16 protein-coding genes and 1 pseudogene are annotated in these 14596 nt (G+C 50.3%); 2 read left to right on the top strand and 15 right to left on the bottom strand.

The window, feature by feature from the left end; genetic code table 11:
* Positions 1–66 precede the first annotated feature (66 nt).
* Entirely contained in the window at positions 67–1491 is a 1425-nt protein-coding gene (locus H598_RS26500) for a hypothetical protein (RefSeq protein ID WP_156897004.1), read from the bottom strand.
* 257 nt (positions 1492–1748) lie between these two features.
* Positions 1749–2385 (bottom strand): annotated as a pseudogene (locus tag H598_RS26980) (transposase); the annotation flags it as partial.
* A 283-nt stretch (positions 2386–2668) separates the two neighbouring features.
* Here H598_RS26980 and H598_RS0110885 point away from each other — a divergent pair.
* Together H598_RS0110885 and H598_RS0110880 are read left to right on the top strand one after the other, a co-directional pair.
* Positions 2669–2980 (top strand): helix-turn-helix domain-containing protein, encoded by a 312-nt coding sequence (locus H598_RS0110885; protein ID WP_028113045.1) that lies wholly within the window; start codon positions 2669–2671, stop codon positions 2978–2980.
* A complete protein-coding gene (locus tag H598_RS0110880) occupies positions 2964–4355 on the top strand; it encodes a HipA domain-containing protein (RefSeq protein ID WP_028113044.1) in 1392 nt (463 codons plus the stop codon). Before H598_RS0110885 ends, H598_RS0110880 begins: the two co-directional genes overlap by 17 nt.
* 81 nt (positions 4356–4436) lie before the next feature.
* On the opposite strand, the gene H598_RS0110875 is transcribed toward H598_RS0110880, so the two are convergent.
* The 13 genes from H598_RS0110875 to H598_RS0110815 form a co-directional block, all read right to left on the bottom strand.
* Positions 4437–5057 carry a hypothetical protein gene (locus tag H598_RS0110875; protein ID WP_028113043.1) on the bottom strand — a complete coding sequence of 207 codons (621 nt, stop codon included), beginning with the start codon at positions 5055–5057 and terminating at the stop codon, positions 4437–4439.
* A 295-nt stretch (positions 5058–5352) separates the two neighbouring features.
* Entirely contained in the window at positions 5353–7203 is a 1851-nt protein-coding gene (locus H598_RS26495; RefSeq protein WP_156897002.1) for a hypothetical protein, read from the bottom strand.
* A 305-nt stretch (positions 7204–7508) separates the two neighbouring features.
* A complete protein-coding gene (locus H598_RS0110865) occupies positions 7509–7769 on the bottom strand; it encodes a hypothetical protein (protein WP_028113041.1) in 261 nt (86 codons plus the stop codon).
* 58 nt (positions 7770–7827) lie between these two features.
* A complete protein-coding gene (locus H598_RS0110860) occupies positions 7828–8202 on the bottom strand; it encodes a hypothetical protein (RefSeq protein ID WP_028113040.1) in 375 nt (124 codons plus the stop codon).
* 12 nt (positions 8203–8214) lie between these two features.
* A complete protein-coding gene (locus tag H598_RS0110855) occupies positions 8215–8487 on the bottom strand; it encodes a hypothetical protein (protein WP_028113039.1) in 273 nt (90 codons plus the stop codon).
* 70 nt (positions 8488–8557) lie between these two features.
* Positions 8558–8809, bottom strand: coding sequence for a hypothetical protein (locus H598_RS0110850; protein WP_156897001.1), 252 nt, complete (start codon positions 8807–8809; stop codon positions 8558–8560).
* A complete protein-coding gene (locus H598_RS26490; protein WP_156897000.1) occupies positions 8806–8979 on the bottom strand; it encodes a hypothetical protein in 174 nt (57 codons plus the stop codon). The genes H598_RS0110850 and H598_RS26490 overlap by 4 nt, the downstream gene beginning before the upstream one ends.
* A gap of 17 nt (positions 8980–8996) precedes the next feature.
* On the bottom strand, positions 8997–9377 hold the full coding sequence (locus tag H598_RS0110840; RefSeq protein ID WP_028113037.1) for a hypothetical protein: 381 nt from the start codon (positions 9375–9377) through the stop codon (positions 8997–8999).
* Between the two features lie 9 nt (positions 9378–9386).
* Positions 9387–9701 carry a hypothetical protein gene (locus H598_RS0110835; protein WP_028113036.1) on the bottom strand — a complete coding sequence of 105 codons (315 nt, stop codon included), beginning with the start codon at positions 9699–9701 and terminating at the stop codon, positions 9387–9389.
* Between the two features lie 266 nt (positions 9702–9967).
* Positions 9968–11023 carry a toprim domain-containing protein gene (locus H598_RS0110830; RefSeq protein ID WP_028113035.1) on the bottom strand — a complete coding sequence of 352 codons (1056 nt, stop codon included), beginning with the start codon at positions 11021–11023 and terminating at the stop codon, positions 9968–9970.
* Positions 11024–11170: 147 nt separating this feature from the next.
* On the bottom strand, positions 11171–12931 hold the full coding sequence (locus tag H598_RS0110825; protein WP_028113034.1) for a vWA domain-containing protein: 1761 nt from the start codon (positions 12929–12931) through the stop codon (positions 11171–11173).
* A 47-nt stretch (positions 12932–12978) separates the two neighbouring features.
* Positions 12979–14010 carry a DUF3150 domain-containing protein gene (locus H598_RS0110820; RefSeq protein WP_028113033.1) on the bottom strand — a complete coding sequence of 344 codons (1032 nt, stop codon included), beginning with the start codon at positions 14008–14010 and terminating at the stop codon, positions 12979–12981.
* A gap of 71 nt (positions 14011–14081) precedes the next feature.
* Complete coding sequence (locus H598_RS0110815; RefSeq protein WP_028113032.1) at positions 14082–14585, bottom strand: hypothetical protein; 504 nt, start codon at positions 14583–14585, stop codon at positions 14082–14084.
* Positions 14586–14596 lie beyond the last annotated feature (11 nt).

Raw genomic sequence — 14596 nt, 5'->3', positions numbered from 1 at the left:
ATAGAAGAATTAATAAGTTAAAAAACGTAATCAGATACACTTAAATTCAAATGGTAAATATTTTAATCACCATTCTATCGGCGTGCACTTAACAGATATTTCCGCGGCAGAAACCCCAACCCCCTTCATAGGTATAGCCCAAAACTGTATTGGTCCGTGTTTATTATCACTATGGTCGGAAACTGAAAATAGGTGTGCAACTATTCCTTTCATGTAACCTGGGCTATAATATAGCTCCGTAATATTTCTTTCACTTCCTCCTAGTGAATCCGCTTTGATTCTATCAGGAAAACTATAGAGATTAGCTGAAACATGCAGGTTAACTCTCTCACCAAAATAATATGGAAACTTTCTATAATACCATCGATTAGCAGTCATGCCAGTGAATCTGAATTTAAATTCACGTGATATGCAAACACCTGTATCATGGATTTTTTCCTTACTGCAAGAATCGATGTACTCATATCGTATGGGGTCATTCAAGAAACGGGATCCATAACTTACGCCATTATTATATGCATTTATATCAACATCTCCAGAAAGAGAGTCAAGCATTGAATTTACAGACAAATGACCCGCCACCTTTTCCGCGGCTCCAAGGTAAAATGATCTATGCTCCTTTTTATTGTATGACTTAGACTTTATGTATGCGGTAGTTGCAGCGGCCATTCTCAATGCGCGGTCCTCGGTAGATCCAACCACTTCTCCTATTACCTTTCTAGCCAGATCATCTTCAACATATAAACTAAGATTGTGCGCCTCCACTGGTAACAATGCCGAGTTCAACGGCTCGTTATCACTAATTCCTTCCGGCGGAACCTCTCCTGGAGAACACTCGAATTGTTCACTATTTCTATTGTATCTAGAAATATCATATCGTTCTAACTCACTGTTTATTGATTGTATGCCATCCTGGTTTGAAAAGTCCATATGGTAAGTACTCGGCCCTTTATACTCATCACCTTGAGTTTGTTCCCCTCCGTTAGAAGCAACTCCTAAAGTTAACAACCCTGTACCTTCAGTGGACATCCCATATGATATGACAAGCTCTCGCTCTGCGGAATGAGGTGAGAACTTCACAACAACTCTAATCTCATCATCAGAATCTCCTCCAGCTATTTTAGAAGCATTCATAACTTCGGAATTAACGTTGTTGAAGTTTATTTTTCTGTATGCTTCATATGGAGAGTTTTTATCGTTAGCAACAAAAACCTGTATATTATCCACATCATTCAAATAGAAGCGTTGAGTAATTAAAACAACAGAGTCGTTGTGTCCGGTCATTCTAAAGCATCGTGTATACTCTGAGTTTGCGGGAACATCAAATTTTTCTGCCTTTAAAGGAGAGAACTCTGGCTCCAAATCAACACAATTAACCCAGTGATATGGACTTGGTTCCTTTTTAGGTGGCGGTGGTGGCTTAAGAGCAGAAAACGATGGAAATGCAAAGAGCATCAAAAGCAATATAACAACAAAACTATTTAACCGCATAACAGATAAACTCCAACGAATTTATAACAAGACCCCAAACTTAGCATAAGAAGACAACAACAAAAAAGAGATTTCATGTCAAATTTGACGAAAAAAATGCGATAGATGACTATAAATGTCCTCGCGATTAAATTGACAACAGGAGCGATTCTGGGCAGGCGAAACAACCATTAAACGCTTTCTTTAAAGCCCTTAACGCCACAACAAATTGGTCTTGTAATAGGTTAAGTTGATAATGTTGCTAGGTAGCTTCTCGATCAAACCCAGGCTTGAGACGCAATTGCCTCAAGGGAAATCGTTATCTGGGCAGTTCGCAGTCGAATAGGCATACCCATTTCTATGACTTTTTTCATCGCTTTGACTCCAGCCAACGCTTCTCCGACTAGGCGCTGTAGTCATTGTCCCGTTTCCACTGCTACAATTCATTGCTCCTCAATTCTTGGGTGGCCATCCGCCCAGTAACCGACAATCTTAAGTGGCGGGATGGAAGGCTTTTTGCCACTCCGTTTCGTCAGTTTATGGCACGCCTTGCTGTCATATTCATCATCGGTTGATGCCTGACGCATAGTTGGCCGTTAGAGGGCTCAACAGTGTTAGGAGTGCCTCGTTGTCGACCACGTTTTCAAGGCTCACTTCCGCAGCACTCATTTCGTGAGTTTGGTCATCAACAGCAAGGTGAAGCATGCGCCAGACATGCCGCTTCTCCTTGCCATGCTTACACATCTTCCATTCTCCCTCGTCATAACCCAGTGGCATCAATGACAAGACTGGCTACCGGTCTACGCGGAGGCATCGATACTTGATTTCAACGGTCTTGGCTCGCTTGCCAATACAGCTATAGGTCTGTGACTTCAGTAGCACATCCATCAGTACAAAAATCCTGTCCATAACACCGTTGCTTGTAGCGGTTGTGGCGATACAGCTCAACAGGCTTGCGCCAAAGCCGAAATCAGTCCCTAGGAATCCGCTACAACATCTACATCAAGAAGGTAAAGCTCTCATAATTCTATTTTTATGGCCTTTTGAAATCCTTTGGCAGCTTTACTTTTTTAAGTGTAGTTTTATGGACTTTTAGTAAGCCAAACGGAGAAAATCGCTGTCAATTTCATTTTTCTGGTCTCAAGAGGTGTTTTGGGGTACCTTAGGTTTATAATTCTATTTTTCTGGACTTATGAACATGAGAAAAGGGAAATCTGTCCAACCAGTGGCCATGCCCGATCTGCGGCTCCCATTCACGCCACTGCAGCTGGCAAAAGCGATTACCTCCAAGCGCACCACGCTTAACCTGCGCCAGGCGGATGTCGCGGATACTCTTGGCATGTCAAAGAGTACCCTGGTGAAGATCGAGAAAGGCGATATCGGCGTCAACCTTAACAACGTCCTCAAGGTTATGGAGTACCTGGGCCTGTCATTCCAGATAAGGACCGATGAGCCAAGTTCCTTGTCACCCTTTCATGTTCACCCGGAGGTAGATGATGACTGGACCTGACCGCCAGCTGCTTGAGGTTCGACTAGCTCAGAAAGACCTAGTTGGGATCCTTGCGCTGCCTGTTGGCAGTGTTAGCGAGTTTGAGTTTACTTATGACCCTGCTTGGCTCGAAAATGGTTACCCGGTATCACCGCACCTGCCCTTCAACGAGGACATCCCTCCTCGCAACGTCCGCAACTTCCTGGAGAACCTGATACCGGAAGGTAAGGGGCTGGATGAGCTACTGGAAAACACCACTATTGCCCGAGCCAACGTGTTTGCGCTGGTAGGTCGTATTGGCACCGAGACCGCCGGCGCTCTCTCTTTCACGGCTCCCGGATTTCAGCAGGAGGCGTCCTCTTTTCGGGTCATCACCGATGAGGAGATGGGGCAACGCCTTCAGAATGCAGGGCTCATTACTTACTGGGACGGCCGCACCCGCCTGTCGGTGGCCGGTGTTCAGGATAAGCTCAACATCCTGGAGATAGGTGACCAGTTCGGGCTTGGTGAGGGCGAGCTCTGCTCCAACACCATCTACAAGTTCGAATCAGGAAGAGTGCCAAATATTGTGGTCAATGAGGCCTTCACAATGGCATTGGCCCGACGCACCCTTGATCAGGTGGCCACTACCCGAATTACTACATTTGGTGGGGTTCGCACCCTGATTGTCGATCGCTTTGACCGCAGATACTTGCTGGATGAAAATCGAGTATCCAGGCGCCACGTTATTGATGGCTGCCAGGCCACTAATCTTCCATCAGCATATAAGTACGAGCGACAGAACGGCGACGGGCCAGACGCCAGGATGTACAGGGATGGCGTTTCCTTGCCGAAGCTGGCCGCAGTCCAAACCAATGACCAACTGACTTATCACCGCCAACTGGTTCAGTGGGTGGTCTTCAACGTCTTAAACCGCAACTTCGACGCTCATGGCAAGAACATAAGCTTCTTTGTGGGTAGAAGAGGGTTACAGCTCACCCCTTTCTACGACCTAGTGAACATCGAGGCACTGTATCGTGAGGCAGAGGCACGACAAGATGCCGAGGCATTGTCCGCTCAGGGCAGGGATCAGAGCACACCTCGCTTCTACGCCATGTCTATTGGCGAGTACGAGGCTGGCACCCCCGGCAACTTTGAAGACCCAATGACCGCTTTTGCACTGGCAGATTTTGCCAACACGCTGGGTATCAGTCTTGAACGCATGCAGCTTCTAACTCTGGATGTGATAAACCGTATCACTCAGGCTCTGCCATATGCTCTGAAGGAAGTTGAGGAGATGGGGCTTACTAAAGCGGAAAGGGCCCACGTCGAGCTTTGTAAGGAGATTGTCGAAGCAGCTTGCGCTGAGATGATGGAGGAAGCTAAGCAGATCCCATCAATGAAAGATTTCCTGTAACAGAGTCGAAGTCAATCAGACATGAAAAGCCCAGTTTGCAGACTGGGCTTTTTCATTGTCCGTACTTATCAGAAAGCGGCTTCAGGCTTCACTCGCGGTCGTCAATCTATACTCGGTTTGCACACACCCCTGAGGCTTAGCCTCTGCTCTGTGTTGCAGCGACAACCCGAACTGCTGGAACAGTTCTATCACCCCGTCAGGCTCCCCCTCAGTCACTGTAACCAGCGAGATCTCTTCAGTAAGAGCACCACTATCGTCAAAACAGACCATATCCTCCGCCAGCACCAGCGCCGAAGGGACAGGCAGGTCCGGCATACCCGTTTTAAAATCATGTGCAAACGGGATCTGTACCGTATAGCCCCTCTCTACCAAGGACTCCCCTGCTTCCTTCAATCTCAGCAAAGCGGGCTTTTCAGCTCCGTTGCCAGGCTTAGCACGCCCCGGGACCACCAGAGCCTCTAGCTCGTCTATCAAAGAAACCATAAACCGGTTCTTAACAGCATGTGCCAAAAGCGCATCGAGCGTCACCTTGCCTGCGAGACCAAAACGACGTGATTTCTGCGCTTGCTTAAGCCAGCTTACGATGTGCCGATTGCCAGCAGTACGCCCAGGGGCAGTACTGCCGTCCAAAAGTGAAATGCGATAGTGCAGAACAGCACTGGTGACGATGCGGATTTTGATGTCTGAATCAGAAGAACTCATAAGGACAACTATTTGTAATTCAAGAATGCTTTCTATTACATTGAAAGATAATTTTCAATGACATAGCGCATGAATAGTGCTAGTAATCATGAGCTAACACCATTTAAATTACGAATCACAGCGCCTAGTCGGCGTCAGTTAGAAATCAATGCAACCTGACCATTTCCTCCAAAATATGTGGCCTTAAGCCAGCAACTTTGAATAGATAAACTTCATGAATTAACCGTGCGCCATTTCGTAGTTTTTGAACTCAAAAAATCAAGGTTGTTGCGGTCCAGTAAAACATAACTATGCCTCAATAAAACCCTATCGGCTTAATGTCTGTGTACTCGCAGCGCAAATTGACGCTATCAAAGAGATACGGCGATTCACAACGCGGTAGGGCTGAAACGATCAGCATATTTATGCACTGATCCCCTTGATGAGGCTGAGAACCAATCGGGCACCCTTCCTGAATTGCAGCCTGTTTCAATGTTGTGCTGCATTTACTCCCAGATAAGACCCAGCCGGGTTCACACTCGTAGTCAACGCTGGTAACCAGTGTCTTTATGCACTTGCCTGCACTAATCGAATAATCAGGCTCACAGAAAGGCGTCGCTGCCGAGCTTGTTGCCTGTGAACAAGAGCTGCCAGACAGATCCCAGCCAGAGCTGCATTGGTAATCATATGGTTTGAGCAATAGTTTGGTACAAGAGGTCTCGTTGATTGAAAAGCCAGACGCACAACTCATTTCCGCATCACTAGAATTGCTAACCAAGCATACATTGCCACTAAGTGTCCCGTTTGCGCAGCTGTACACCAAACCAGTAGTCGTGTTTCTCAAGCAGTTGCTTCCAGACAGTGTGTAGCCACTGGTGCAAGAATAGGCCACCGCTGTACTAGTCGATTTTTGACAGTTCGAGCCAATTACACTCCAGCCCGTTTCACAGGAATAGGATGTTCCCATCATCGAAGCCGAATATGTTCTCTCACATATCAGAGTCGCTGGCTCTCCTGGCATCACATCCTCATTTGTGCAATCCCAACCACTCCCTTCCGGTAAAGCCATGCTTTTGTGCGAAGAATATAGTTGGTAGCAGACGTTACCAGGCTTGAGACTACCACCATCAGGACATCCATACTCAAAATTCAATTTTGCTGGCTTAGAGGCAATTGAAACACAACTGGCGCCGGACAATGTCCCAACTTCACAAAACGCAGTTGCAGCGATAGTGGTTTGCTTATTACATGACGAGCCCGAGCTATAGAAGCCAACCGGGCAAGAACTTGTTGCCGGCTCCGTTAATTGAGTTATACAACGGCCACCACTTAAGGTCCCTCCACTGCAACTGTATATAGGCTCCTCAATTAACATCAATTCGCAACGGCCATTTCGTTGCGCATATCCATTGGCACAATAAGCTGTTGCAGGGGTTACTGTAGTACCAATACATTGCTCACCATGTAGTAAACCAGACGAACAGGTAAACTGCAGGCTCGCGGTCAATAACTTGATGCAGCTGCTACTGTTCAAATCAAAACCTGCAGCACAGGTTTTGTTGGCCACAACCTGCTTAAATTTACTGCAAGTATTCGACGAATATTCAAGAGAGAAACCGCTTGGGCAACTCTTGATCATCGACTCATACTGAGGCTTGTGGCACTCCTGATTACTTTTAAGTTGATAGCTAGCGTCTTGACAGTACCAATCAACAACCATAGTACGGAATTGCGTGCAGCTTTCTTCCGAAAACTCATAGCTGTCCGGGCATCCTCGTCCATAAACCCGATCAATAGTCATAACAAATGGGGCCGAACCAAGCACACCTTCAACACCTGGGTATACAGGCACTTCAAACCCACGCTTAGGATCAGCGACCGTCACCTTCAGAGAAACCGTCTCGCCAGGCTGGATCTCAACACCAGCAACAATGATGGGAAAGTCGGCCGTTGGATCCAAAGTCAACACGGCATTCTGCGGTCCCTCCATGGGAAAGCCGAGCTCAGTTGTCCCGGTCCCCCTGATCACCGAAAGCGGCTTAGAATTCCCGTCAAACAGCGGCTTATTAACAGCCAGCGCATGTAATTCACCAAGCTCCATGGTGACGTCGGATGCTAGCGACGGCAACAGATATAGCAGCGCAGCTAGTCCACTCATCAATCTCATCAGTACGTTCTCCATTGACGTTACAGCCCCCCATGGCCACACGAGTGTGAACGCCAGGTGAAAGGTCCATTAGCATTCTTAGTATGCGAGCTGGCTAATGAGAGTTTTTGCAGATACCGAGCCGATTAAGGGTGGTTTCCTGCATTTATTAGAGGTGAACCAAAAAAAAACCCGCCACCAGGCGGGTCTTGTTTAAAAGGTCATTCTTTCTCTGTAGCTAAAACTGGCGTCTGCGCCGCCCCAACCGCATTCGCACATCAAATCGTCTTCTGAGGTGGTCCCTCCTGTTTTCCGTATTTACCAATTCAGAGCGATTCCAAATATGCCGCGAGGCTATGTTTAGCCAGGTTTTCCAACCTAAAAGTAGCGATGGCTGGTTTAGAGAGGCCCGGCTCCCGACAGTCAAGAACACAAAGCTTTGTGCCATCGGGAAGGCTGTCTATTGGCCGAGAGAGCATTTCATTTTCATGAATTGTGATTAGCCAGTATTTTTTATACAAAAATTCGCCCGTTTCGAGACAGGCCATTGCATTGATGTATTCGATAAGCGCAGGTTCTAGCTGCATGAGGCCTCCAAAGGGGGTGCCCCATGCTGGGGACACTCCCCAGTAGGGTTAAAGATGATCAGATGTTGATACTAACCACCTGCGGGTTCTTCATGGCCGCGTGGAAAAACGCAACCAGTTGACCGGCGGCCGGTGCTTTGAAGGTGCGGATTCTGCCACCATACTTGCGGTTGAAAGCCAGCTGAATGTCGCCGTGCTCAGCGGTGTCTATTTCGGTCATTCCCGGCAACAGAACGACACCATCGCTATCTGGGCCCACTTCAAACCGGCAGTGCAGTTCCCTCAGGTCAGCGATGGCTTGCTCCGCACGCTCGATACCAAGCTGCTTACGGCACAGTGCTTCGAACTGGCGCATTGTCTTTGGCCAAGCATCGATGTCCAGTTGGTACAACATACAGAACCCCTGCATCACAGTCTTGTCATGATTCAACATACCGCCCCCTTATCACGCTGAAAATCCGACCAAGGCGATGCCCTGTTCAAATTCATGCTCACTGATCTTGGTAATCTGTCCCGCCTCGATTTTATAAAACCCGTTGCGAGCTCGATGCTGCGCAAAGTTCTCGATGCCGAAGCAGCTGTACCAGGTAGCAGTAACCCCTGCGACCGATGACGCTACCTGCAGAAATGCTGGGCGCTTCAGTCGAACGGCTACCAGCGCAGAAGGTGCAGAGTTGAAATGAGGTAAAACCTGGGAAATTCCGTTGATTGTGTTCATAAGACGATCCTTCTTGTGGAGGGACCTACCCCTTTCGGGGATAGATCCCCGTAAGGGTTGACGGCACTGCTTAATCAATCAGTTCCATGATTAACCACTTGCAGCCGTTGTCTAAAGCCTCGGCCAGGTAAGCCCCCAGTACAGGTGCTATCTCGCTGATGCTACAGATTCGCTGGTGGTCTGGGACGATGACCGAAAAGCCATAGTCGCCATGCTCATGGACCGCTAAGCCGGCCAAGATTGTTGGGTTGATTACCGAATCCTCCAAGTAATGACGCTCATTAACGGGGATCAAGATTACTGGGACGGTTGATGTGTTCATAGCGCGTACTTCTCAGCCGGGATTTCGGTCAACAGAAAATCCAATGATTCTGAAGCCTCGCGCACCTCTTCCTCAGTCAAATCAAGCTTGGCGAGCAGCGCAGCACGCTCACTTGCGTTTAATTGGCAACACACGTCACCGATGTGGGCTAAATCAAGAACCGAGTGCATAAATTAACTCCTATAAATTAACGACTTGATGCGAGACTGGCAGCCACGTTTGCGTATTGCGGGGCAACCAAGGTGAGGGATAATTTTGACCTTCGATATAAGTTGTTACAGCGCCTCATGACGCGCCGCAGCGCTTGCCGAGCGGTTTCATCACGGATTGGTGATGTCCACAGAACTCGATGCTGTTTATCCACAGTGGCACCGCAGACCAAACGGCCTTCGGAGTCCACTATGCGCAACAGCATCGGAAGGAACGTGGTGGCTGGAGTAATGTCACCGCAATACTTACTGGCGTACTCAATCACCGCATCCATGTCGCGTCCGCTGGCCAGTGTTTTCTTGCGGCTACGCATAGTGGGACCAGAACGGTCCAAGCCAATAGCTTCGAGAACGAACATAGGAACCTCCTAAACGTAGAGTGAGATGTCGTCAGACAACACTGGCTTAGACGCCAGCGAGGTACCCACCAGCAGGATCGCACCTGGATAGACGCGGACGTGCTTGATGGGGGTATCTGAGTTGATGAGGCGTGCACCGGCTTTGGTGCAGCGATAGGCCTTGATCTGGCGAGGCCTTATGTTTTTCCGCTGACAGTACAAGTAGCAGATTCGCTTTAAGATCCAAACGAACCTGGCTGCACCAACGAGTTCACCATTGACCTCAAGGGCCCAATGGCTTGGTTTAGGAAGACGGTGAAAAAGCACCTTCTGATATTGTTGCATGTGATCTCCTTAAAAAATCAAGGGATCACATCCCGACATAGGGAGTGATCCCTATGCGGGGTGAGTGCGGCCTTAAAAAGACCTGGTGTGAATAACCAACTACAGGCTGCAGTTGGGTCGTGCTTGCTCAACAAGAAGAAGTTTGGCCAGGGGCCAAATGACTCATGCGGAGCAGGGAAAAACTGATGCATTTCTAAACGGGCTGTATGAACCCACTCAGGAATGCACCCTTAGGGTGCATGTGTGGAGCGGGTAACCCCGAAGGGTTACGCCGCCTCTTGATAGTAAGGAAACAAGTGTGGATAGCCATCACGCAGCACATCATTCCAGTCGGCTTTTTCCCCCGGCCGGAACTCCTCAGGTGGCAGATAGATCTCCACGTTGAGGCCTGCGCGTTGTAGCCGCTCCATCAACACCACCGCGGAGTTGTAGCCTGCTTGGTTCAGATCGCGATCCGCCATGATGAACACATGGCGAATATCATCTGGCAGCTCTACCCTCTCCAAGATGGTGTTGCTAATTGCGGCCCAGCATGGAATACCGGTGACCTTGGTCATCGACATCGCCGTCTCAATCCCTTCGCTCAATGCAACTGCGTAACTCCCATCCGCCAGCTGCAACGATTCAAACAACCGAATCGCGCAGCCATTTGGCGTGCTGGCGCTGGGCATCATCAGCTTCTGAACTTCAGGATCAATAGGCGCCTTGTAGCCATCGTGGGTGATGTAAGTGCGATGATGCGTCACCAGCAACCCCTCCTTGTTGACCACCTGAGCCAGCATCGCCGGCAAAGAGGTCTTCAGTATGGGATGGTAGGTATCTTCGCAATAACCCAGACAACTCGGTAATACAGGAAAGTCGATTCGGCGGTGCTGGCAATACAGCCGTACCGGGTCGGCACGATTTGCACTGACCGCCTTGGCGCTCAACTTGTTGATGTGACCGATACGTTTGCTGACCTCTGCCTCACTACAATAAGCAACGGGTCGACGCACCCTGTTGGGCACTTGAATGTCACGATTGCCACCGAAGTAGTCAATCAACCAATCCGCCGCCTGACCTTTGCTCATATCGCGTAGATAGGCGACGAGATCAATGACATCAGCCATCACTTCATCGTTGGTGCGGCCACCTCCAGTCTCTCGCCAATCCCGGAACAGACGAAAGCGCGTATTGCCTTCACCAGTTTTCGGGCACGGCACCTGGGCAGGCGCACGCTTTATGGCGAGATCCAACTCTGGAAATGCCGAGTGAAACAGCACTTCCATGCCACCGTTTCGGTCGATTAGCTCCTTAGCTACTTGAATTTTATTACTCTGCATAACTGCCTCCAATTTGGTGCCTACGGGTATCCCAATAAGCTCCAAGCGAGCTCATTGGCGATACCCGCAGGTGAAGGCAGTGAGCTGCCTCCGATAAAAAAGGGGACAGCCCCCATGCGGGGGTGTCCCCGCATGGGTGTGTTAGTGTTAGGCGAACAAACGCCGCTTCAACTCGGTCCGAATTACTGCTTGAGCAGACTCAAGATGCTCGCCGATGAAGGCATAGTCTGCATCGTCAAAACCACCTTGAACCGCATCGTTAAACCCGAGGCAAAAAGCCTGGATACCGAGGTCAGCACAAAGCGCCAAAGCTTGTTCAACGGTCTCATGACTGTCTGGCTCGCCGTCGGTGACGACAATCATCACCTTCTTGTCCACCTCCTGACCAGCAAGCTGGTAGGCCATGGTCATCATGGCGTTGCCCGTTGGTGTGCCACCACTCGACCATACCCCAAAGCGATCAGGCCTAACCTTGTCGCCAAAGCTCAGCGCCAGATAGGCATCACGCTCAGGGGTGAGTTCATGTTGGAAGTCTTGGCTGGTCCGATAGTACAAGGCAGCAGCGTCCAAACCACGCAAACCAGTGATGGCAGTGGTCATGGACAGTACCAGCTTGTTGATCTCTACCATTTGACTGGTGTTGACACTCGATGATGAATCAACCACGAACCCTACAGCACCCGTTACATCTCTGCGCTGTTGCCGGCGCCTGAACACTTCGAGTCTGCCACAGCCAATACCTGCCAACCTGTTAGGGTTCACGTGGGTGCCTCGCCGGTCATGCCTTACGGGCTTAGCCCGCCTAGCAATCATGGCTTGCTGAAACACCTGTCTGGTTGTGGAGACGACAGCCTGGTCGAGTTCGACTCGGCCCGGCCTACAGAAGACCGTTTCGAGCTGAGGCATCAAGGGGTGTAAGCGATCCTGGGCATTGAGTTCGCTGTGGTGCTGCTCCAACAAACCCCGCACCAGATCATGAAGATCCGGCATCGTTTCGTCAGCCTCTATCACCTCAGCCGCGTTACGAGCTTTATGCTGGTCGCTGCCATCATTGCCGGAGGCATCATCTGGCACGCCGTCGGCGCCGTCTGACTTACCATCGGTATCCTCAGGCTGGCCATCGGCGTCACCGGACTCACTGTCGGCATCCTCGGGCTGGCCATCGGCGTCACCGGACTCACCGTCGGCGTCCTCGGGCTGGTCATCGGCGTCACCGGACTCACCGCCGGTGCCAGGGGCAGCGTCGTCGCCAGGATCTTGGGTATCGTCCTCGGAGCACTCCGTGGATGACTTCAGTGCCTTGTAGACAGACACCGCAGCCTCCAGGCAGTCGAAACTGGACGACAGATCACTCCAGCCAGCGTGTACCGACTGAATGGCGCTTACGACCTCTGGAGCGAAGCACCGCGGCAGCAATCGCTGGGCGACATCGTTAAAGCCACGCAACTGGTCTTGCTGCAGGTGATGTGTACGACCATGGTAAAGCAGGCTCGAAATCAGCAACCAATTCACCCGACTCTCATCGGGCACTGCGAACCAGTCCTGCTTGATGGCTTGGTCTACCAGCCCTGAGAGATTGCGACGACTGCCTGGCCACTTTTCGATGCGACACTTCTCCATGCGTACATCTTCAATGCAATTCCAAAGATCTCTAACCACGGGAGGATATAAGCGAACGGCCTCCCTGCCTGCCGCGGTGTCAGTTTCATCCACGTGGCCGATTTCATGATCCATGCATCCTTCCAACAGGCGAAGCTGGTCGGCGTCATTAAAATCAATCACTGGCAACGTAAGAACATCTTTCGCGAAACTGACTGACGCGCCACGGCCAAAAACCACCTTAATGGAAGCTTGAGGTGACATGACACGCAGCAGGGCATTTACCTTCCTTGCAATAGTAACTTTCATTACTGGATCCTCGGTTGGATTTGCCCCCCAATAAGGGGGGCGGGTGATTAGAAATTGGAAAAACCAAATGAGCCTTGCTGTACAGCAGGGCTTAATGGCGTGTTTGCATTAGATGGTGCTTGCGTTGAAGCTGCTGGCACCGATTTGGCTGGTTGATTAGCAGTTGAATCTGCCGATGAACTGGTCGAGCCGGCCGTGACGTTCGGGCTCTGCGCCAGCTGATCCTGCCCCGAAAGGTGCAGTTCCAGGCACGCCTCAGAAGCCAGCACCCCCGCCCAGCGAACCATGCGATTGAGGGCGTCGCCATCAATGGGTCCGGCTTGAGGTAAGCTGTTGAGCTCCTGATCCATCACATCGTAGATCTTCAGCAATTTCAGGTCGGCAAAACCAAAGCTGTAGAGCTTTGACATCATCTTTTTGTAATTGCTGAGCAACTTGCGGTGCATCTTGTCCTTGCCGCTGATCGAACTGAACAGCTTTGCGGCGTAGACATGCAGCTCCTGGGTCAGGTTGTAGCTGATATCGTCCTTCACCTCCTTGATATCGCCGCAGTCCTCACTAACGAGTGTCATGGCGATAGGAGGTAAGATCCGGTACCGAAACTTAGCTACGAACTGATCCTTACTGCAGGCAAGGGCCTTGATGTAGTGGGCAATCTCTGGGTTGGCGTTGATGTAATCCGCCATCCAGGTGTCGAAACTTTGTTCTAAATCCCCTACGGAATCATTAAACTCAGACTCGATCTCGCCCAGCTTGAGCAAAAGCTCCTCTAGCTTGTCTTGCGGTAACACGCAGCATCGACCTAAATCGACGCCATATTCATTCAGCGCCCGTGATGTGGCTGTTGACGCCTTGGAAACAAACTTGAGCTTCTCGGTTGGGAACCACTCAACCGTGCCCGATTTAACATGTGCTGACTCTACCTGTACCCCGTCGAGCAAAATCTTGCCCTCTGGTAACTTGGCTTCGCCGCACCCTCCGTTAACACTGACCACCATCAGACACGCACCCTCTTTGAGCGCGGGCAGTTTGTTGGTCATCGACTGAGCGTTGGCTGATGCATTGTTTAAAGCTGTCATAGTGCTGATCCTCGTAAAAAATGGGGATCAGCCCCACTGAGGGGGTGATCCCCTCAGGGTTAAATAATCGGCTAAAGACTCAAGAGCGCCTTTAGATCCAGGACTTTTTGCGTGCGGGAGTAACCGCGTGACTCCTTTGCCTTGATACGGTTAGACATACTGCCCGTTAAGCAGTTAAACACCCAGTTACCCTCTGTCTGGTCGTTTCTGTACCAAACATTAACCTTGCCGTTTTGACCTGGCGCTATCGCCCAGTGCTTCACCCGCCCATTGCGTTCTTTAGCCTCCAATACCTCATAAACGCACCCGCTCACATCAGAGGTGATTGGGTGCGGCTTATACGGCAGGGGCGTCATGGTGCTTGGGTCATGGATTCGAAAGTGGTGATAGCTGTCTTTCGAAGGGTCGAAGTCAGCTGGCAGCCTGGTGGCCACACGCGTTTCCTCGACCAACTTCTGGTCACGGCCTTCCGAGCGATAGCAAGGGACATGTACCTGCGCGCCGGCCACGTGATGCTCCGGCTCATAAGCCCATGCCAACATCCGCCCATCAGCGTATTGGACGACCTCAAACACCCCACCGTTCG

Origin of the sequence: Ferrimonas kyonanensis DSM 18153 (assembly GCF_000425405.1) — a bacterium.
GTDB classification, from domain to species: domain Bacteria; phylum Pseudomonadota; class Gammaproteobacteria; order Enterobacterales; family Shewanellaceae; genus Ferrimonas; species Ferrimonas kyonanensis.
This window is presented reverse-complemented; position numbering and strand designations above follow the sequence as displayed.

What these genes read in the sequence shown, in the direction of transcription:
- H598_RS26490 (WP_156897000.1), bottom strand. Translation starts at nt 8,979, where the DNA reads ATGCACTCGGTTCTTGATTTAGCCCACATCGGTGACGTGTGTTGCCAA.
- H598_RS0110865 (WP_028113041.1), bottom strand. Translation starts at nt 7,769, where the DNA reads ATGCAGCTAGAACCTGCGCTTATCGAATACATCAATGCAATGGCCTGT.
- H598_RS0110835 (WP_028113036.1), bottom strand. Translation starts at nt 9,701, where the DNA reads ATGCAACAATATCAGAAGGTGCTTTTTCACCGTCTTCCTAAACCAAGC.
- H598_RS0110850 (WP_156897001.1), bottom strand. Translation starts at nt 8,809, where the DNA reads ATGAACACATCAACCGTCCCAGTAATCTTGATCCCCGTTAATGAGCGT.
- H598_RS26500 (WP_156897004.1), bottom strand. Translation starts at nt 1,491, where the DNA reads ATGCGGTTAAATAGTTTTGTTGTTATATTGCTTTTGATGCTCTTTGCA.
- H598_RS0110840 (WP_028113037.1), bottom strand. Translation starts at nt 9,377, where the DNA reads ATGTTCGTTCTCGAAGCTATTGGCTTGGACCGTTCTGGTCCCACTATG.
- H598_RS26495 (WP_156897002.1), bottom strand. Translation starts at nt 7,203, where the DNA reads ATGAGATTGATGAGTGGACTAGCTGCGCTGCTATATCTGTTGCCGTCG.
- H598_RS0110820 (WP_028113033.1), bottom strand. Translation starts at nt 14,010, where the DNA reads ATGACAGCTTTAAACAATGCATCAGCCAACGCTCAGTCGATGACCAAC.
- H598_RS0110855 (WP_028113039.1), bottom strand. Translation starts at nt 8,487, where the DNA reads ATGAACACAATCAACGGAATTTCCCAGGTTTTACCTCATTTCAACTCT.
- H598_RS0110830 (WP_028113035.1), bottom strand. Translation starts at nt 11,023, where the DNA reads ATGCAGAGTAATAAAATTCAAGTAGCTAAGGAGCTAATCGACCGAAAC.
- H598_RS0110875 (WP_028113043.1), bottom strand. Translation starts at nt 5,057, where the DNA reads ATGAGTTCTTCTGATTCAGACATCAAAATCCGCATCGTCACCAGTGCT.
- H598_RS0110880 (WP_028113044.1), top strand. Translation starts at nt 2,964, where the DNA reads ATGATGACTGGACCTGACCGCCAGCTGCTTGAGGTTCGACTAGCTCAG.
- H598_RS0110860 (WP_028113040.1), bottom strand. Translation starts at nt 8,202, where the DNA reads ATGTTGAATCATGACAAGACTGTGATGCAGGGGTTCTGTATGTTGTAC.
- H598_RS0110885 (WP_028113045.1), top strand. Translation starts at nt 2,669, where the DNA reads ATGAGAAAAGGGAAATCTGTCCAACCAGTGGCCATGCCCGATCTGCGG.
- H598_RS0110825 (WP_028113034.1), bottom strand. Translation starts at nt 12,931, where the DNA reads ATGAAAGTTACTATTGCAAGGAAGGTAAATGCCCTGCTGCGTGTCATG.